Raw genomic sequence first — 17,971 nt, 5'->3', positions numbered from 1 at the left:
TACGGATTCATCTTAGCAATGTTTCAGATTTTAGAAATCAATAACAAATTGTTATAGTTGAGTTAACAAAAACAGAGGAGGACACGTACATGAATGATTTAATGTATACGCAGTTTGACAAAACCAGAAATGCTTTTTTAAAGAAAATAGATGGCTTGGATAAGGACCTTACAGCTATTCAGCCTGCTGGTTTCAATAACACGATTCATTGGCATATCGGTCACGTACTAACGGTAACAGAACAAGTTCTATTTGGTTTCCCAACTAAATCCCAGCACCTTCCTTCCCATTACAAAGAACTGTTTGCCTATGGGACGAAGCCTGCCGATTGGTCAGATGATGTTCCATCAGTCGAGGAATTAATAAGTCAATTAACGGATCAGCTCGTTCGCATTAAAGAAATACCACCGGAAAAATTCAATGAAACACTGCCAAAACCAATGATGGGCAATGAAACATATGGTGAATTGGCAGTTATGACAACATATCATGAGGCCAATCATCTAGGGCAAATTCATGCAATGAAAAGAGTCATTGAGAATAAATAGCTTCCAACCAGGTTGCGCTTATGCGATATAGAGTATTTATACTTTCATTTCTGCTAAAAGCGGCCGGGACATAACTAAAAAATCCACGGATAATTACAGGTGACGCCGGAAAAGTTGATTTCGCTTCATGCTGTTGTTGAAGGTGAATCCTCCTGACCTGTATGTATCATTAACACACAAAAAACAACAATTCCATGCTTTTCCTAGTTTTCAGGCACATCTTTTGGTAATCTTAATAATAGAAGTATTTATACGTACATAAGGGGTTTTTACTATGAAAAATTTAGTCATTTTAGGTGGCGGCTATGGTGGAGTTAATATTGTATTAGGTTTAATTGATCAGAACCTGCCTGAGGATGTGCGGATTACCGTTATCGATCGCAACCCTTACCACTCAGTTAAAACAGAATTTTATACAATAGCAGCAGGGACATCCGCTGATAAGGATGTCCGTATCGATTTCCCAGACCATGAAAAAGTGGATTATGTCTATGCTGAAGTCAGTAAAATAGATACAGAAAACCAGCAAATACTATTCGAGCAAAGAAGTGAGCCGGTAGCATATGACTATCTTGTGATTGGGCTTGGCTGTGAAGACAACTACCATGGAATAGAAGGAGCAGCAGAGTTCACGGAAAGCATCCAGACAATTGGCCGCTCCCGCCATACTGGAATGTCTATTGGCAATTTGAAAGCCTATGGTAAAGCTACGATCGTTGGTGCAGGCTTGAGTGGGATTGAAGCAGCAGCTGAAATACGTGAAAGCAGACCAGACCTGAACATCCGACTGCTTGACCGAGGTAACACAGTATTAAAAGCATTTGATACAAAGATTCAAAACTATGTAGAAGACTGGTTTCTGAAAAATGACGTTGAAATAGTACATGGCGCTAACGTTGAGTACGTGGAAAAAGATGGTGTATGCAACAATGGTGTTTGCTTCGTCAATGATGTTACCATCTGGACTGCAGGCGTACGGCCTAATTATCTGGCACGTGAATTGCCTTTTACAAAGGATGATCAGGAAAAGATTATTATAAATGACTTTTATCAGGTGCCTGAACAACCAAACACATATGTAGTAGGCGATTGCGCGTCTTCCGAACACTCCCCGAGTGCCCAGCTTGCACGCCAGCAAGGTGAACAGATTGTGGAAGTCTTAATGGATGTATTCAGAGGGAACGAACCGAAAAAGCCAAAAAAACTCAAGCTTAAAGGAACGCTCGGTTCTCTCGGAAGCTCTGAAGGCTTTGGAGAAATGATGTCACAATCAGTAACCGGTTATTTACCACGTGTTGCAAAATCCGGTATCCTGTGGCTGAATAAACGACACTAAACTAATGATAAACCAATCGAGCTTTCATGTTCGATTGGTTTATTTTTGTTTAAGATAATGCCTTCAATCCAACCACACCAATAATAATGGCAGCAAGACTTACAATACGAGATAGGCTCTTGGATTCCCCAAAGAAAAGCATATTTACCAATACCGCACCAGCAGTGCCTAGACCTACCCACATGGCGTAGGCAACACTTACTTGTAAAAACGAGAAGGAAAGTAAAAGAACTCCTAGCGATGTGCTGAATCCGCCAATATACAAAATCCCATTTCGAAAAGTGCTCTTTTGACTAAACAACTTCAAACCAATGACACCACTAATTTCAAAAGCAGAAGCTAACAATACTAAGATTATACCCATCAGTGAGTCCCTCCTTTAGAACGTTTTTCATCTTTCGTATCTGCAAGTTTCAACCCTACTACACCTGCAATCAGGAGCATGATGAAGAATATTTTTCCTAAATTTAAACTGCCATTAAACAAGTACACGTCCATTAAAGCTGTTCCAATTGTACCCGTTGATGCAAATATCGCATAAACAGTACCAGTCGGCAGTGCTTCACAAGCTTTTCTTAGGAATTGAAAATCCATTATAATTACAATAACTACCAATCCCCACTGCCACCAGCTTACAGAAAAATTAAACCCAAGTACCCAGAGCATCTCAAATAAGCATGTTAATAATACATAGATCCATCCCTTATTCATCATGAGCACCTCCTTTTTTGACTGACGTTCAGTCATTTTTACCGAAAAAGAGAGTAAAAGGACATTGCACCCGATTAGAGTCCGAGCGCATGCCCCGCAAATTCCAAAACTTCTTTTTTCTTTAGATCAGCAACCTTCTCATCTTCATCACCATACATATAGGACTGTTCTGCTGCTGCTTCAATTAATCCGATTAATATCTCTGCTGTGCGCTGCGGGTGTAATGACTCCCGAACGACACCATCCACTTGTGCTTTTTGCAGCTGTTTACTTAACCATTCATAATATGGTTCATATATCGTTTCCCATTCCTTCAAATACTCGGTTGACGCAAGTCCTGCATAGGTTAAAGCAAACAGATCACGGTATTCATTGGTCACGTCAAAAACGATATCAATTGCTACCTCCAATTTTTCAGGAAATGGTGAGTCATCCTGAACATTGTCATTTATTTTTGTGAGTATTTTTTCTGTCAAAACTTCCGCAATTGATAGCATTACAGATAGTTTAGAGGAAAAATATAAATAAAAGGTGCCTTGAGCAATGCCGGCGCCTTTAACGATATCTGATACCTTCGTCTTCTCTACACCTTTCTCACGAAAGACCTCGATAGCTGATTGTATAATACTCTCTTTTTTATTATCCATTTATGAGCCCTCCGTCGGTGACTGACTATCATTCATTTTACGATTTACTTTCATTTTTGTCAAATTTATATTTCAGGCATAACATTTTTAATTTTTTTAATTTCAATGCCACCTAACCACCCCTCTCCAACGATAGTAATTGTGAATACAATTACTAGGGAGGAAATAATATGAAACTACTATTCGAAAAAACATCCCACACATTCGTGTCACTGCCTGTCATCTTACATGATCCAGGTTTATGGTACCAGCTCAGAGCAAGTCTGACGCTAAATCAATGGAACTGGATGTATTATCACATTATTGGCGGTATGACAGTGAGTGAACTTGCCATCCAGGAAAACACCACCATTGAGGCGGTAAACACTTGGGGCAGACAGGTGGAAATGATGCTGACAAGTGAGATTTTCCGGCAGAAGGTTATCACAAGAATGTAACTAACATCCCTTTTGTCATCTTGGACATACTGCTTTTGCGCTTAGCCAAGAAACATGGCTGAATCTACTAGTTCTCTTTCACGAAACACCTCAGTTATATCTTTAAAAACTAGTTTTCTATACCATTCTTTAACTTATCTTGTAAGAACCTCTGATTATATAAAATTGAGTTATTTACACCTGTAAGTTAGTCCTTTACGGGCTTTCCTTTCTTACATATTCTATTGTGAGTACCAGATTTGGTATCTCAACTAAAATATATAAATAGAAAGGAAGTATGCAGAAACTATGAGACAAGAAAATCATGATTACTGTAAACATTGCAACAAGCATCACGAAGCTCAAGATCGGATGTTTACATGTTGCTTAGAAGAGAGTGGTGGATTTGACCGTGAACCTGCAAGTTGGACACGGCAGCAGGCGGATCGAATTCGAATAAATTCAGATACCGCTGCTCCAGTAATTGACTTCGATGATTTGGAGAATACTGCCCCCGATTTATGGGTGTGGGATACTTGGCCACTAAGAGAACAAGATGGTTCTATCGCCGTTTTACCTGGTGGCTGGAGAGTAATATTCTCGCTTACTGCTCCAAGAAGTGTTTTACCTGGAAAACGCCATGACATTGCAACAATTAGGTATTTCTATTCACGGGATGGTCAGGATTGGATCCCAGGAGGAAGAGTTTTCCCAGCTGGAGACACCCTTGGATCTCGTCAATGGGCTGGTTCTGCTTTTGTAAAAGACGATGTAATCTACTTCTTCTATACAGCTACTGGGCGCAGAGGAGAGTCAACAATTTCTTACGAGCAACGGATGGCATTTGCTCAAGGCGATGTACTTTCTAATCTTGATGGAGTTGAATTTGAAAACTGGGGTGAACACGTCATTATACTTGTACCTGACGGAGAATTCTATCAGACGCAAGAACAATCTGGAGAAGGGATAATCTATTCTTTCCGTGACCCATGGTATTATAAAGATCCGGAAAGTGGCTGTGAATATTTATTATTTGAAGGAAATACCGCCATCCTGCCAACTGTCCGCGAATGCGAACCAGAAAACATTGGAGACGGTGACTACCGCAGCGGAAATGACGTTCCAAACGGCGCTGCTCAATTCAACGGGAACGTGGGGATTGCTTTATTACGTGACGATGACTATACAGAATGGGAGTTACTTCCAGCAATTTTGGAAGCAGAATGCGTAAATCAGCAGTTAGAACGACCGCATATTGTATATCGTAATGGGCGTTACTATTTATTTATTGTTAGCCACCAATTTACCTTTGCTCCTGGTTTGGATGGACCTGATGGTTTATTTGGATTTGCTGCAAATGATTTATTCGGGGATTATGTTCCATTAAATGAAGGGGGACTTGTAATTGCCAACCCACCTGAACAGCCATTCCAGGCATACTCTTGGATAGTACTACCTGATTTTTCTGTTGAAAGTTTTGTAAACTACTTTAATCTAGAGGGCCTGACACTCGACGAGGTTGCAAATCAGCCGGACCAATATATTTTTAATCACTTTGGAGGCGTACTTGCTCCTACATTGCAACTCCAGGTAAATGGACTAGAGACAGATATTGTAAACGAATTAGAACAGGGCTTAATAATGGAATCTGAAACAGAAGATGCTCCATTTAGACCTAAATGTAAACAGTCCAAAAAGCACCACAATACTAATACTGGTTGTAGCTGTGGTTGCGATTCTCATCATCAAAATGATCATTCTCCTGATTATGAAGGTTCAAACTCTTGCAGAAATAAACACTGCCATTGCAAAAACCCTTATCATGATTCTAAGCGAAGCCACTGATGTAAAATTCACTATCTTTCAAATTCCAACCACCATAAAATTTGTAACTAATAATACGGTGGTAGTAGTACGAATTAACTGCTTAAAAAGACTCTGCTTTATGTTAGAAGCAGAGTCTTTTATATGTGTTAAAATTTCAAGGTTACATTTCATGACAATTATCATTCACCTGTATCGGCAAAACGTTTAACCCGCTCGCCAATTTGGTCGCGGACACGCTGAAAAACCTGCCATTGTTCCGCTTCTGTTCCTTCTGCTTTTGCCGGATCATCAAATCCCCAGTGCTCTCGCTTAACATGAGGTGGGGTCATTGGGCATTTATCTGCAGCATCTCCACAAAGCGTGATAGCTATCGCAGCATTATTTAAAACATCCGTATCAATAATTTCTGATTCCTGATCTGAAATATCGATATCCACCTCATTCATTGCTTTAACTGCTTTTGGATTTAATCCATGTGCTTCAATTCCTGCACTCTTCACATCCCATTCTTCGCCTAAAAACTTTTTTGCCCAGCCTTCTGCCATTTGGCTTCTGCATGAATTTCCAGTGCATAGGAAGTAAATCGTTTTGTTAGACATAGTGGCTCACGCTCCTCATTAAAATATCAATAACGTTAAATATAGTCCTACTAAGGTTACCAGCAGAATTGGAATGGTTAAAATAATTCCCGTTTTAAAGTATGTTCCCCATGAGATTTTGACTCCCTTTTGGGACAAAACATGCAGCCATAACAACGTTGCCAGAGAACCAATCGGTGTAATCTTCGGCCCTAGGTCAGAACCAATGACGTTCGCGTATATAAGTGCTTCACGCATTACACCGGAAGTACTCGTTTCAGCAATTGCCAGCGCATCAATCATCACGGTTGGCATATTGTTCATTATGGATGACAGGATAGCAGCAATAAAGCCCATTGAAATGGTAGCTGAAAATAAACCTTGTTCAGCACATGCCTGAAGCGCCTGAGCTAATAAATCAGTAAGCCCTGCATTTCTTAATCCGTACACAACAACATACATACCAATTGAGAAAAAAACGATATCCCAGGGTGCGCCTTTAACTACTGATGTTGTATTAACCGCCTTACTTCTTCTGGCCATTAGCATAAAGAAGATGGCAATTACACCAGCAACAATCGAGACAGGCAGATTAATAAACTCACTGACAAAATAACCAATCAGCAAAACACCAAGAACATACCATGACAACCGAAACATCTTTTGATCTTTTATCGCTTCAACTGGTTCTCTCAATTGTGACAGATCGTATTTATCCGGGATATTCTTTCTGAAATAAATTAATAATACTACAATAGTCGCAGTCAGTGAGAATAAGTTTGGGATGATCATTCTGGAAGCATACTCCACAAATCCAATATTAAAGAAATCTGCTGACACAATGTTCACTAAATTACTTACAATAAACGGTAATGATGTTGTGTCTGCAATAAAACCACTAGCCATAATAAACGGAAATATCATTTTTTCCTGGAAATTTAAATTACGGACCATTGCTAAAACAATTGGTGTCAGGATTAGAGCTGCCCCATCATTCGCGAAAAGTGCAGCAACAATTGCGCCTAACAAACTGACATAAACGAACATCTTGACCCCGTTGCCATTTGCGGCCCTTGCCATATGAAGAGCGGCCCATTCAAAGAATCCGATTTCGTCTAATATTAATGAAATAAGAATAACAGCGACAAATGCTAATGTTGCGTTCCAAACTATTTGTGTAACTTCTATTACATCACTAAAACCAACTACTCCTGCTAGTAAAGCTAAAACAGCTCCGCCACATGCGGACCATCCAATTGATAACCCTTTTGGCTGCCAAATAACTAAAACAAGCGTCACCAAAAAGATGAGTGATGCTAGTATAACCGATGATAACAAACCACGTTCCCTCCAATTAACAACATGTAATTCGTGTACCTTGTTCTTCTAATTCTTTTAACCTGAAATCCTGGTCAGGCAGTTGATTTAGAAGCTGCCCAACAAATGGATAATAATCATTACTTTTATTGATCGAGTAAAAAATCCATTGGCCTCTTCTTTCTTCTTTTACCAACCCCACATCACGCAGTTTACGAAGATGTTGACTAATAGATGGCTGACTTGCATTAAAAATCTCAACAAATTCACAAACACAGCAGTCATGATTATCAAGAATTTTCACCATGGTCAACCGCGTTTTATCACCCAATAACTTCAATATTAATGCAGCACTATCTATTTCAATCTCTGTTTTCAACAAAGGAACACCCCCTTAACAACTGAATATAACGATATAATAATTTACTTATATATACAACCTAAAAGACCATCCCGAACACGTATTTATTTACACAGCCTTATATATGCTAAAATAATACTATCATTTTCAAGAGGAGAATAGTAATGGATTATAAGCTTGATCACATTGGAATTGCCGTTCGAAATTTAGAAGATAGTATATACTTCTATGAAACTATATTAGGCGGATCACTAATTGACCGGTATAAAAGCGATGCACAAGGGGTGGAAAGTGAAATTGCAATTTTAGAAGTTGGTGGGGCTCGAACCGAATTGCTGGCACCAACTAATAACACCACCTCTCCTATTGCCCGTTTTCTAAAACAAAAAGGAAAAGGCGTTCATCATATTGCCTATCATGTCGGTGAACTTGATAAAGCACTGGATGATCTCAGAAACAGAGATATCCGTGTACTGGAAGATTCCTTACGCACTAATAAGCATGGAAGACGACTAATTTACTTGAACCCAGCAGACACAGATGGAATAATAATCGAATACTGTGATTACCCAAATCATTAATTATTTACCCCAAAACAATTGTAAGAAAATTACAAAGTTTAGTATACTGTTAGTATGGACACAAATTGGGTAGATACATATGGAGGGATGTTGAATTGAACAAAAATTATATATATCTAATGGCTTTAATTGGCTCTATTCTAGGGATTCTTGGATCAGTAAGCTGGGTTTACTATGGGACATCCTTTATTGGAGGATGGATTGAAGGCGACATAAAGTCCACTCCTTTTCAGTTATCTGATAAAGCGATGAAAACAGGGTTAATTATTGCATTCATACAAAGTATCATAACGATTTCCTTTTTCATCGTTACGTTAGTTAAATCAACACCAGAGAATCTGGAGAATGAGTCCAGGCTGACCGGAATGTGGCTTTTATGGACAGGCATAGGAATTGCAGTTATTAATTTTTTTCACGTAATACCTTGTATTTTATTAATAGTGGCAGGGACATATAGCATAAAAGAAACCGATAATCACTCTACTGATCGTGAAATTGATACCAATGAGAATGATCCAGGCTACATCGAAACCTAAAACCGCGCGCTCTTCATAACTAAACGGAACACTAGAAAGGTGGTTTACAATGGGTAATAAAGTCGAGTTAGGAAAAACAGGTTTATTTATTCATCCGGTTGGATTGGGAGCAAACAAGATTGGGGAAGAAAATAAAGAATCGAATACGGAATATGGCGGTAAAATTGTGTCTTCAGCGATTGTAAACGGCTTGAATTTTATTGATACTGCATTTATGTATGGTAAAGGGCTTTCTGAAGAAATTATCGGAAAAACATTAAAAGAAAATAACGCGAGAAATAAAGTTGTACTAGCAACAAAAGGAGCGCATAAGTACACTGGCGATAAGATAATCACCGATAATTCACCCGAATTTTTAAAACAGACGGTGGAAGACAGTCTCATGCGCCTGCAAACAGATGTTATCGACTTGTTTTATATTCATTTCCCTGATGATAAAACACCTAAATCCGAAGCTATCGGTGCACTAAGTCGGCTAAAGGAAGCCGGAAAAATCCGCTCGATTGGTGTTTCCAACTTTTCTATTGATCAGCTAAAGGATGCAAATCAGGACGGTTACTTGGATGTTGTACAAGGGAACTATAATCTGCTTGATCGCTCAGCAGAAAGTCAGCTTTTCCCATACTTTTCGGAAAATGAAATATCCTTTGTTCCATATTTCCCTTTAGCATCCGGTCTGTTAGCTGGAAAGTACACAAAAGATACGGTCCTTTCTGAATCACAAAAGAAACGACCCCAATTTCAAGGTGTTGCATATACCCGCCATTTAGAAAAAGTCGAAAAGATCCGGGAGATTGCTACTAAACACAATGTGGACGTTTTACATGTTGTACTGGCATTTTATTTATCCCGTGATCAGATTGACGCTGTCATTCCAGGAGCGAGAAATTACAAGCAAGTAGTAAATAACTTAAAAGCAGCAGATGTAAAACTTTCTTCAGATGATATTCAACTAATCGATGAACTATATCCGCTTTATAATTGACTTCAGCTGGCGGACACCATCCGTTATTTCGAGGATTCGCCAAGGAGTCGTAGTGAATCCTCGTTCCGCTAAATAGCAGAAAAGGCGCTCTCGGATGTGTGAGACGGATCCTCGTTCCGCTAAAAGCAGAAAATCAGCCAAATCCTGAGGCAGTAATGACAAATAGCGGAACGAGGATCCGAACCTAAGCTTAAAATGAGGATTTTCAAGGAAATAACGGAATGAGGATCCGCCAAACCAGTGAACCGAATCCTCATCCTGTTAAAAAATCAATAGGGGCGAAATGTATGCTACTTATGTAATTTCTAATGTTATTACCAAAAGTGAACCCGTTACGCTAATGGAGTGGCTTTACAGAATATTATTGCTTACCAAATGTATCGGGCATTAGTGCGGCAGCGACTTCTCCTTTTACACAGCATATATCACCTGCATAAACCTCCGTATGTATCTTGAACTTCTTTGGATGTATCTCTTCTACCTTCCCAACTGCTTTTAATTGAACATCATTTGGCGTAGGTTTGACGAATTTCACCTCGAGGGATGCAGTTACAAAACGTGGTGGTTCTGCACCATCACCAGGTTCATACCCATTCTTCCGGTGTAAGGCCAGTGACGCTGAACCTGTCCCATGACAGTCAATTAACGATGCAATTAACCCTCCATATACAAATCCCGGTATTGCCGTATGCTCAGGTCGTGGCGTATATATGGTGACCGTTTCATCACCAAGCCACCCAGTCCGAAAATGATGACCACTTTCATTAAGTCGACCGCATCCATAGCAATGGGAAAAATCATCCGGATACTCATCTTGAATTGCGTTTTCTATTACCTGAATCATCCGCTTCTCCTCCTTTTTCTACTAGTATAGCATGGATATTTAAATAAAAAATTTATAAATAAAATAATATATATTACACAAACTAAACCTCAGTAGATATGTTAAGGAGGGTTAAAATGGAATCAGGGGAAACATTTAATGAAAATACAATAAAACGTATGGAAGAGCATCAACAAAACAAAAAATTAGCTTCATCAGAACTAGGTGACCTTTTTGAAAATTACCTTGGAGATTCTTTGTTCTGTTGTGTTTTTGAACACCACTTGGAAGTAGTTGAAGATGAGGAAGTTAAGGATTATATTGAATTTGCCTTGGATATTTCCAAAAAACACATAACTATGATTAAGGAAATCTATACAAAGGAGAATATTCCTGTCCCAGCCGGTTTTGGAGAGCAGGATATTAGAAGGGAAGCTCCGCGGTTGTTTAGTGATATGTTTATGGTTTTTTATATTACAGAAATGACAAGAGCAGGATTACTAACTTATGGTGGTGCGCTTTCAAGCTCTTCCAGACAAGATATCATCAAATATTTCGACATGTGCATTCAAGATACGATCAAGACCTATGAAAGAGGGATTAAATTGTTACTTGCAAAAGGAATGGATATTCTTCCTCCTACTATCCCCTACCCTTCAAAGGTTGATTTTACAGAAAAAAAATCATTTGTTTCAGCTATAGGAGGTAAAACCAGACCTTTAACCGCTATAGAAATTAAACATCTGCAAGTTAATATAAACACGAACACACTTGGTAAGACCTTTATGCACGGATTTAGCCAAGTTGCTTCATCAGATAAATTAAGAAAATATTTCTATGATGGTGCTAAATTAGCAGATAGACAGATAAAGCAATTAGGATCTTTTCTTATAAACGATAACTTACCTTCTCCAAAACTTATGGATGCGCATCTTACTGAGTCAACTACACCACCGTTTTCGGATAAATTAATGCTTTATCATACAACAATGTCTAATTTTATTGGATTACAATACTACGGATTAGCTGTATCTAAAATTATGAGACATGACATTCACGCAAAATTAGCTACACTTACTGCAGGCATTGCCAAATACGCGAATGAAGGAGTAAGTCTTACCATAAATAATAGCTGGTTAGAAGAGCCACCAACAGCCGCTGACCGTGAAAAACTTTCCAAGATGTCACCAGGAAGTCAGTCAAAGAGGTGATGGAAAACTACGTATCGCCAATTGAGCTTATACAATATAAAACAATCTCTTAACTGCTAAAAATGCGTCCAAAGCCCCGTCACGTATGAGGCTTTAGATCGCACTGATATGAGTGGAAATTACAACGGCATTCTTATGCTCTCTTAATATCCGCCGCCAAATCCACGAACAAATCCGCTTGCTCCAACGATTATCAGCAAGATAAAGAGTACAACAATTAACGCAAAATCATTTCTACCACCATAGCTCATTCGGTCATACCTCCTTAAAGATTAGGATTACATTTATAGTATGACAGCTAACTTATTGTGTAAGGGCATGTATGGAGGTTTAATGTTAAATTGTGCTATTACCCTTATTAACTATTCCTGGTTAACTTGCCGAACAAACTCTTTCATCAACCCAGGCAGGTCTGGCCAAGCATGTCCTGAAATTAAGTTCCCATCTGTGTGCAGCGGCTCTTCAATATAAGTTGAGCCAGCAGCCTCCACTTCAGGCTTACAGGCAATATAAGCTGTCATTTCACGCCCTTGCAGATGTTCCCTGACCGTCGTTAACACGAGACTAGCATGACAAACTGCTGCAATCGGTTTTTCTGTCTCGAAAAAGTGACCCACGATCGCTGGCACATGCTCATTTAAGCGAACATGCTCAGGGGCACGTCCACCAGGAATTATTAATGCATCATATTCTTCAGGATTGATTTCATCAAAACTGGCTGTTGCATCAATCATATAGCCTTCCTTCTCTGTGTATGTTTCCCAGCCGACAAAGTCATGGACAACAGTATGCAGCTTTTTAGCTGAGCCCGCAGCAATCGTTGTATCATAGCCTTCCTCCAAACACCGAAAATAAGGATAATAGATTTCTAACGATTCAACTGCATCCCCAGCAATAATCAAGACTTTTTTTGACATTTAAATAACCTCCCATATAGAATTTAAGACTTACTTAAATATATTCTTTTAAAAGAAGATTAATCCTTTTAAAATCTACCGTTCCATTACTTTATTTTTCAGCTGACCAATCTTTTCTACTTCTATTTGTACGACATCCCCGTCTTTTAGGAACTGCGGCGGGTCCATCGCCATACCAACACCATTTGGCGTTCCGGTCAGGATAATATCTCCCGGCTTTAATGTAATAAGATTGGAAATAAATTCTATCAGAAACGGAATATCAAAAATCAACTTACTTGTATTGGAAGATTGGCGCTCCTCTCCATTCACTGTTGAACGAATCGATAAGTTACCGGGATCCCCTACCTCATCAGCTGTAACGACCCATGGGCCAACTGGAGTACTCTTATCCAGCGTTTTCCCCTGGAGCCACTGTGGTGTTCGCTTTTGCAGATCACGTGCAGATATATCATTGCCAATCGTGTAACCGGCAATGTAATCAAGGGCATCTTCTTTTTTGACTTGTGATGCTTCTTTTCCAATAACGACTGTCAATTCAGCTTCATAATCGAGTTTTTCGGTAACATCCCTTTTTACGACCACATCTTCAGGTCCAATCAGCGCACTTGAAAATTTTGCAAAAAGAACAGGAAACCGAGGAACATCACTCTGCATCTCAACTGCATGCTCGGCATAATTCTTCCCTACACAAATAATTTTGGCTGGTGCGGGAATAGGCGTGTATAGTAATACCTCCTCGTATAATAGACTGAATCCTTCCGTGCTATTTTTCTGAGCATACGTATACGCTTCTTTTGCTTTATCAATAGTTCTATTTCCTGCAGCAAAAAAGTGCGTTGGATCAGAGGGAAGCACGTTTTCTATAGCATTACTCAGATCCTTGTCCTGCTTTGAAAGAAGCACCTGTCGATAGGCCTCCTGCAGGTCAATTACCTTCTCATCCAGCATAAACCCCACCCGCAATGAACTTGGTTTCCCTTTTAATTTATAGCTTACTAATCTCATTATAAACACCCCTTTTAAAGTTTTAATCCCATTTTTTAATCCGTTGAATAACTTTCTTATTGAAAACAGAAAGTAGTGTTTCTTTTCCATCTGATGTCTTTTGCTTATGCCATTCATTGTAACTTGCAACTGCAATTAATATGGACCCTGTAATAAGCAGGTACATCCACCATGGCAGGTTTCCCCAGTATGGTCTGGTTTGCAGAAATACATTTAATAAAAGGACTCCTGTTCCAACAAAGAAAAAGGACTTCATTTGATAGGCCATACCACCAATAATGGATACAAGGGCGAGTGTCCCAACAATCAACGCGTCGTAAATCGTTGAACTTGCCATTCCATCCTGAATCAGAAGAAGTGAAACGATAATCAGGACTCCCCACTGAACATTGTTGACGAGAGTCTTTAAAGATTTACCCGCAACCTTTTTAAGTAAAATAACGAGAACGATCCACGGCAGAACATACAATTCCCTTTCTATCAGTTCCGGCAGCCCGCTATTAACTAATACTGTGTAATAGGGTTGCAGTAAATAAGCACAAGCAACAAATATGACCCATTTTGGTGCTGCAAAAGGAATACGATTATACTGCAGCAACAAGCTTCCAACTAGCAATAGCCCCGGCAACAGCTTTGTCCATAAATCCTCTGTCACCCAAAGATATAAACTGCCTGCCGCAATGAAGCCAACCAATGTATACCAATCAATACGCAGCAGCTCTCCTTTTTCTTTTGCACCTTGAAAAACCAACTGATAAAACTGCCTTCCAACCAGCAATGCTATCAGCGCAAATCCTGTCACCGCAACCTGCATTGAATAATCCCATTCCAGTTGATCAAAGCTATATAACAGTAGCCCTTGATAAAGAAGGAGAAGGGGGACTGCATTGAGAACATCCCATTTTTCCTTATGCAAGATCCATAACAGACCAATTCCATACAGCATTGTAACAACGAATAGCAGCAGATCAAACGGGTCCATCGATGTGAAAACCCTGATTCCGACCATAGAGAATGGAACGATATAAAATGCAATTCTTCGTCCAAAAGCTCCATTACTGAGATACCACCCCACAGCAAGTGCTCCACTTATAATTAAAAAGGCATAATGAACATGATTATCTAAATCCAACAAAAGCATTGCAAGACTAACGGCTATCCACAATGACGTGAAACCCGAGTATAAAAAGGTGTTTACCTTCCATCCAAGATTTACTTTAAGAACACTTACACCATAAATCACAGCAGCCACAAGAAATGCCCACACTGCTTCCTCACCATTAAACATATACGTAACTAATAAGGAGAACGGCAAGTAGATATGTCCAATCCACCAAAAGGCTTTCACTAGTTTGCGTTCCTTGTTTCCAATGATTATTCCAGTACCTAAAAGCAAAAGTGATCCGACAACAAATTGCATTGACTGATACAGATCAGATTGGATAGTAAATTGCGTATGAACTGCATATAACACGGTGAAATAAAATAGTAACGAAACTCCACCGATCAGATAAGGCATGACGATCCACTTTGTCTTTCTGTACAGCAAATAGACCATTCCAACTCCACCAAGGACAATCAATGCACGAAAATTGTCATCAAAGTCATATAAAAAAGTCCTAATCAATCCAATTGCGTAAAATCCTTGTGAAATAAAAAACGAACTATCATAAAAAGCCTTCTTTTTATTCCTTTTCCATATAATACTTACAATCAGGACAATAATACCCGCTAACACAAGATGCCCAGCATCCACAAAAAAAGCAGCATCCGAAAGTTGACTCTTTGTAAAATACGCTACGGCTGCCAACCCTATTGCTAGTGCATGAATCCAAGATGCACTTGCAGTATCTTTAAAAATGGCTCGTTGTTCAAATCGGTCCATGAATAGTGCAGCTACAGCTAGCAGCACAAACATTGTACCTATCTGCCACCAGCTGACGATTCCTAAATTGAGCAGAATAGAAAGTACCATCACAACGCCACCAATATCACGGGAGCTCTTTTTAATCAGCTCAAAGAAACCAAGCGTGATGAAGCAACCAAAAACAATGTACAAGAAGAGACCCGCAATAAACATTGGCAGACCTATGTACGCATAACCAAACAGGTCGCGGCTAAGTAAAATCACTTCATACAATGCAGCTGTAAAAAATACTGGACTTAAATAGGAAAACAGTGTCCGTTTTACCTTGTAAGTTAAATATGTAAAATTCAACGATATGATCAGGTACGCAATCAGTAGAACAAAAGATGGATCATTCATGTGCATGAGTATTCCTTCAAAACTAATAAAAAGAAATGCACCAGCAGAAACGATTGCACTCGTATACTGGAATGCTTTATGCAGTGAACTGCTATTCTTTATTAAATTCGGCAGCACTGCAAACACAATCCCAAGTAGCGCATACACAATTGCCCCAACCTCATTCAATACGGAGAACTCAATCAATTGATAGGCACCATAAACTAACATCGCACTAAATACGATGTGATATTCTTTATGATTCGCAACAAATATCATGGAAAAATAGATAACCGCTGTAAGCATCAGGTTAAAGCTATACATCAGCTCATTTTCATAAAATACCAGCATGAGCAAGGTAGATAATATTAAGCTCGCCTGAATGTATCGTACAAATTCCTGTGTAAACAACTGATAACGTCCCTGCTTACTTGTATAGTGGTAACCTGCGATTAGTGAAGCATTAAATGCCATAATTCCCAAGTAAAACCCGTCGACTGGCAATTCTAAAGATGCTATAAGGAACCCGGCAAATACCGTAAACGTTACAAAAGAAAACCACACAAATAAACGAGATGCTAACTTTACAGAGAGAAGTATGTAAACAGGCAGAATCACCATGCTCCCAGCTGCTCCGTATAGGAAACGTCCTTCACCTGAAAAAGAAAAATAATGGCCAAACAACTCAAAATAGCCTATAGACAAGATGACAATCGGCAGAAACAGACTGCCAAGCACATGAAAGGCAAATGCAGTCTTTTCGATTTTTAAAATCCGTGCTGTAAAATATGCCAAACCAAAAAACAGTAATGACACAAGGCCAATCAGTCCCGTTTTCTTCCAGTCCGTCAACGTATCCCAAGTGCTTGTAGCAAGAACCAGTCCTCCAATCAGCAGCAAAACCACCCCAAGAACAAGAGACCAGGTAATATTGCGGTCACGGATTTCCTGTGAAGACAGTACTTTTTTGACCTTTTTTGGCTTTGGTGCTTTTGGTACTGATTGCTGTTTAGTCTGTTCCGATAGCTGTTGCTTGTTCTTCTGATCAGTATAATACTGACTATGAGCTTTCAAGACTTCCAAATATGTATCGTTGTTGATGTATTGTTTCTCTTCCAGCTTATTCAGCTCTTCTTCTACGATCTTCTGTCGCTGTTGAGCGTATGAATGGTTCAAGATACCACCTCTATCTATAATGGGGAATTGGCTGCAAGAAGTAAAAACTTCCCTGGCGTAACGAAGAATCCTCTCTGCACCACTTTTTTATCAAAATATTTAAAACATTATTATACCATATATTAGTACACAACTGTCATAATTATCCACGTCTGTAAAGCGGATCCTCATTCCGCTAAAAGGGTAAAAAACCACTCTAACAGAGGTGAAATGAATCCTCGTTCCGTTATTTGCACCAAATCAATCGAATAGGAGGTTTAAAAAGACAAATAACGGAATGAGGATCACTAGTCTTGCAAATGTATTAACAAGTGATAAGTAGGTTGTGGATATTTAAGAGGGTTTTCCAATTTTATGAGGGATGTTAAATTTTACCAGCTGGATTTTATCTCTGAAAACAAAAAACTCAATAGGGTCAGTAAATTCGCCCGTGTTATCCAAAAAATGGTAAATTTATTTAAAGTATTTCGCTGTTTTAGAACGTTTTTTTCTCCTATTGGCTTTACGACTGCAACTCCAGCATCGTTCTGCTTTACCGGACTTCGTGGGAGATGGCTTTTCTGCCTTCCCTTCGATTTTCTTTTTGGCTTTCGGTGTATAGCTTTCCAGAATGCTTCCCAGGATCGTTCGGCATAAATGCGGAGAAGCTCCAATGTTTGCCAAGCACTTTTTTTGGTTTCCTCTGTGATTTGGACATATAAAGCCAGACAATACGCTGTCATGGCAAAAAATATTTGATTCCAAATAC

Annotated in this window: 19 protein-coding genes and 1 pseudogene; 8 read left to right on the top strand and 12 right to left on the bottom strand. The window is 39.2% G+C overall.

Annotation, left to right across the window (positions count from 1 at the left end; genetic code table 11):
• Positions 1–89 precede the first annotated feature (89 nt).
• Positions 90–548, top strand: coding sequence for a DinB family protein (locus tag ACE1TG_RS12905; RefSeq protein ID WP_375052801.1), 459 nt, complete (start codon positions 90–92; stop codon positions 546–548).
• Between the two features lie 274 nt (positions 549–822).
• Entirely contained in the window at positions 823–1,884 is a 1,062-nt protein-coding gene (locus tag ACE1TG_RS12900; RefSeq protein WP_375052800.1) for an NAD(P)/FAD-dependent oxidoreductase, read from the top strand.
• Positions 1,885–1,933: 49 nt separating this feature from the next.
• Here ACE1TG_RS12900 and ACE1TG_RS12895 read toward each other — a convergent pair whose 3' ends face one another.
• The 3 genes from ACE1TG_RS12895 to ACE1TG_RS12885 form a co-directional block, all read right to left on the bottom strand.
• Complete coding sequence (locus ACE1TG_RS12895) at positions 1,934–2,248, bottom strand: DMT family transporter (RefSeq protein WP_375052799.1); 315 nt, start codon at positions 2,246–2,248, stop codon at positions 1,934–1,936.
• Complete coding sequence (locus ACE1TG_RS12890) at positions 2,248–2,598, bottom strand: DMT family transporter (RefSeq protein WP_375052798.1); 351 nt, start codon at positions 2,596–2,598, stop codon at positions 2,248–2,250. Before ACE1TG_RS12890 ends, ACE1TG_RS12895 begins: the two co-directional genes overlap by 1 nt.
• Before the next feature lie 71 nt (positions 2,599–2,669).
• Positions 2,670–3,242 (bottom strand): TetR/AcrR family transcriptional regulator, encoded by a 573-nt coding sequence (locus ACE1TG_RS12885; RefSeq protein ID WP_375052797.1) that lies wholly within the window; start codon positions 3,240–3,242, stop codon positions 2,670–2,672.
• Between the two features lie 170 nt (positions 3,243–3,412).
• Between ACE1TG_RS12885 and ACE1TG_RS12880 the strand changes: the two genes are divergently transcribed.
• Complete coding sequence (locus tag ACE1TG_RS12880) at positions 3,413–3,679, top strand: hypothetical protein (RefSeq protein WP_375052796.1); 267 nt, start codon at positions 3,413–3,415, stop codon at positions 3,677–3,679.
• 288 nt (positions 3,680–3,967) lie between these two features.
• Positions 3,968–5,503 (top strand): glycoside hydrolase family 68 protein, encoded by a 1,536-nt coding sequence (locus tag ACE1TG_RS12875; protein WP_375052795.1) that lies wholly within the window; start codon positions 3,968–3,970, stop codon positions 5,501–5,503.
• A gap of 161 nt (positions 5,504–5,664) precedes the next feature.
• On the opposite strand, the gene arsC is transcribed toward ACE1TG_RS12875, so the two are convergent.
• From arsC to ACE1TG_RS12860, 3 genes are read right to left on the bottom strand one after another with little or no spacing between them, the layout of a single operon-like run.
• Positions 5,665–6,084, bottom strand: a complete 420-nt coding sequence (arsC, locus tag ACE1TG_RS12870) for an arsenate reductase (thioredoxin) (protein WP_375052794.1) — start codon at positions 6,082–6,084, stop codon at positions 5,665–5,667.
• Between the two features lie 18 nt (positions 6,085–6,102).
• Positions 6,103–7,401 (bottom strand): arsenic transporter, encoded by a 1,299-nt coding sequence (locus ACE1TG_RS12865; protein ID WP_375052793.1) that lies wholly within the window; start codon positions 7,399–7,401, stop codon positions 6,103–6,105.
• 16 nt (positions 7,402–7,417) lie between these two features.
• Positions 7,418–7,762 (bottom strand): ArsR/SmtB family transcription factor, encoded by a 345-nt coding sequence (locus ACE1TG_RS12860; RefSeq protein WP_375052792.1) that lies wholly within the window; start codon positions 7,760–7,762, stop codon positions 7,418–7,420.
• Between the two features lie 143 nt (positions 7,763–7,905).
• Here ACE1TG_RS12860 and ACE1TG_RS12855 point away from each other — a divergent pair, with 143 nt between their 5' ends.
• The 3 genes from ACE1TG_RS12855 (at position 7,906) to ACE1TG_RS12845 (ending at position 9,843) form a co-directional block, all read left to right on the top strand.
• Complete coding sequence (locus ACE1TG_RS12855; RefSeq protein ID WP_375052791.1) at positions 7,906–8,322, top strand: VOC family protein; 417 nt, start codon at positions 7,906–7,908, stop codon at positions 8,320–8,322.
• A 95-nt stretch (positions 8,323–8,417) separates the two neighbouring features.
• Positions 8,418–8,858: a hypothetical protein gene (locus ACE1TG_RS12850; protein WP_375052790.1), complete on the top strand. Its 441-nt coding sequence runs from the start codon at positions 8,418–8,420 to the stop codon at positions 8,856–8,858.
• Between the two features lie 49 nt (positions 8,859–8,907).
• Positions 8,908–9,843 (top strand): aldo/keto reductase, encoded by a 936-nt coding sequence (locus ACE1TG_RS12845; protein ID WP_375052789.1) that lies wholly within the window; start codon positions 8,908–8,910, stop codon positions 9,841–9,843.
• 361 nt (positions 9,844–10,204) lie between these two features.
• Here ACE1TG_RS12845 and ACE1TG_RS12840 read toward each other — a convergent pair whose 3' ends face one another.
• Positions 10,205–10,687 carry a PaaI family thioesterase gene (locus ACE1TG_RS12840; RefSeq protein ID WP_375052788.1) on the bottom strand — a complete coding sequence of 161 codons (483 nt, stop codon included), beginning with the start codon at positions 10,685–10,687 and terminating at the stop codon, positions 10,205–10,207.
• Between the two features lie 116 nt (positions 10,688–10,803).
• Between ACE1TG_RS12840 and ACE1TG_RS12835 the strand changes: the two genes are divergently transcribed.
• A complete protein-coding gene (locus ACE1TG_RS12835; protein WP_375052787.1) occupies positions 10,804–11,877 on the top strand; it encodes a DUF3231 family protein in 1,074 nt (357 codons plus the stop codon).
• A 143-nt stretch (positions 11,878–12,020) separates the two neighbouring features.
• Here the strand turns inward: ACE1TG_RS12835 and ACE1TG_RS12830 are convergent, their stop codons facing one another.
• From ACE1TG_RS12830 to ACE1TG_RS12810, 5 genes and pseudogenes are all read right to left on the bottom strand, one after another.
• Entirely contained in the window at positions 12,021–12,128 is a 108-nt protein-coding gene (locus ACE1TG_RS12830) for a YjcZ family sporulation protein (RefSeq protein ID WP_375052786.1), read from the bottom strand.
• Positions 12,129–12,239: 111 nt separating this feature from the next.
• A complete protein-coding gene (locus ACE1TG_RS12825; RefSeq protein WP_375052785.1) occupies positions 12,240–12,794 on the bottom strand; it encodes a DJ-1/PfpI family protein in 555 nt (184 codons plus the stop codon).
• A 75-nt stretch (positions 12,795–12,869) separates the two neighbouring features.
• Positions 12,870–13,802: a fumarylacetoacetate hydrolase family protein gene (locus tag ACE1TG_RS12820; protein ID WP_375052784.1), complete on the bottom strand. Its 933-nt coding sequence runs from the start codon at positions 13,800–13,802 to the stop codon at positions 12,870–12,872.
• A gap of 22 nt (positions 13,803–13,824) precedes the next feature.
• Complete coding sequence (locus tag ACE1TG_RS12815) at positions 13,825–17,223, bottom strand: hypothetical protein (RefSeq protein WP_375052783.1); 3,399 nt, start codon at positions 17,221–17,223, stop codon at positions 13,825–13,827.
• Between the two features lie 371 nt (positions 17,224–17,594).
• Positions 17,595–17,971 (bottom strand): annotated as a pseudogene (locus tag ACE1TG_RS12810) (hypothetical protein); the annotation flags it as partial.

It is taken from the genome of Virgibacillus sp. JSM 102003 (assembly GCF_041949995.1).
Classification (GTDB): domain Bacteria; phylum Bacillota; class Bacilli; order Bacillales; family Amphibacillaceae; genus Lentibacillus.
The sequence above is the reverse complement of the archived record's forward strand: the minus strand, read 5'-3'. Positions and strand labels throughout refer to the sequence as shown.

What these genes read in the sequence shown, in the direction of transcription:
- ACE1TG_RS12905 (WP_375052801.1), top strand. Translation starts at nt 90, where the DNA reads ATGAATGATTTAATGTATACGCAGTTTGACAAAACCAGAAATGCTTTT.
- ACE1TG_RS12900 (WP_375052800.1), top strand. Translation starts at nt 823, where the DNA reads ATGAAAAATTTAGTCATTTTAGGTGGCGGCTATGGTGGAGTTAATATT.
- ACE1TG_RS12895 (WP_375052799.1), bottom strand. Translation starts at nt 2,248, where the DNA reads ATGGGTATAATCTTAGTATTGTTAGCTTCTGCTTTTGAAATTAGTGGT.
- ACE1TG_RS12890 (WP_375052798.1), bottom strand. Translation starts at nt 2,598, where the DNA reads ATGATGAATAAGGGATGGATCTATGTATTATTAACATGCTTATTTGAG.
- ACE1TG_RS12885 (WP_375052797.1), bottom strand. Translation starts at nt 3,242, where the DNA reads ATGGATAATAAAAAAGAGAGTATTATACAATCAGCTATCGAGGTCTTT.
- ACE1TG_RS12880 (WP_375052796.1), top strand. Translation starts at nt 3,413, where the DNA reads ATGAAACTACTATTCGAAAAAACATCCCACACATTCGTGTCACTGCCT.
- ACE1TG_RS12875 (WP_375052795.1), top strand. Translation starts at nt 3,968, where the DNA reads ATGAGACAAGAAAATCATGATTACTGTAAACATTGCAACAAGCATCAC.
- arsC (WP_375052794.1), bottom strand. Translation starts at nt 6,084, where the DNA reads ATGTCTAACAAAACGATTTACTTCCTATGCACTGGAAATTCATGCAGA.
- ACE1TG_RS12855 (WP_375052791.1), top strand. Translation starts at nt 7,906, where the DNA reads ATGGATTATAAGCTTGATCACATTGGAATTGCCGTTCGAAATTTAGAA.
- ACE1TG_RS12845 (WP_375052789.1), top strand. Translation starts at nt 8,908, where the DNA reads ATGGGTAATAAAGTCGAGTTAGGAAAAACAGGTTTATTTATTCATCCG.
- ACE1TG_RS12840 (WP_375052788.1), bottom strand. Translation starts at nt 10,687, where the DNA reads ATGATTCAGGTAATAGAAAACGCAATTCAAGATGAGTATCCGGATGAT.
- ACE1TG_RS12835 (WP_375052787.1), top strand. Translation starts at nt 10,804, where the DNA reads ATGGAATCAGGGGAAACATTTAATGAAAATACAATAAAACGTATGGAA.
- ACE1TG_RS12830 (WP_375052786.1), bottom strand. Translation starts at nt 12,128, where the DNA reads ATGAGCTATGGTGGTAGAAATGATTTTGCGTTAATTGTTGTACTCTTT.
- ACE1TG_RS12825 (WP_375052785.1), bottom strand. Translation starts at nt 12,794, where the DNA reads ATGTCAAAAAAAGTCTTGATTATTGCTGGGGATGCAGTTGAATCGTTA.
- ACE1TG_RS12820 (WP_375052784.1), bottom strand. Translation starts at nt 13,802, where the DNA reads ATGAGATTAGTAAGCTATAAATTAAAAGGGAAACCAAGTTCATTGCGG.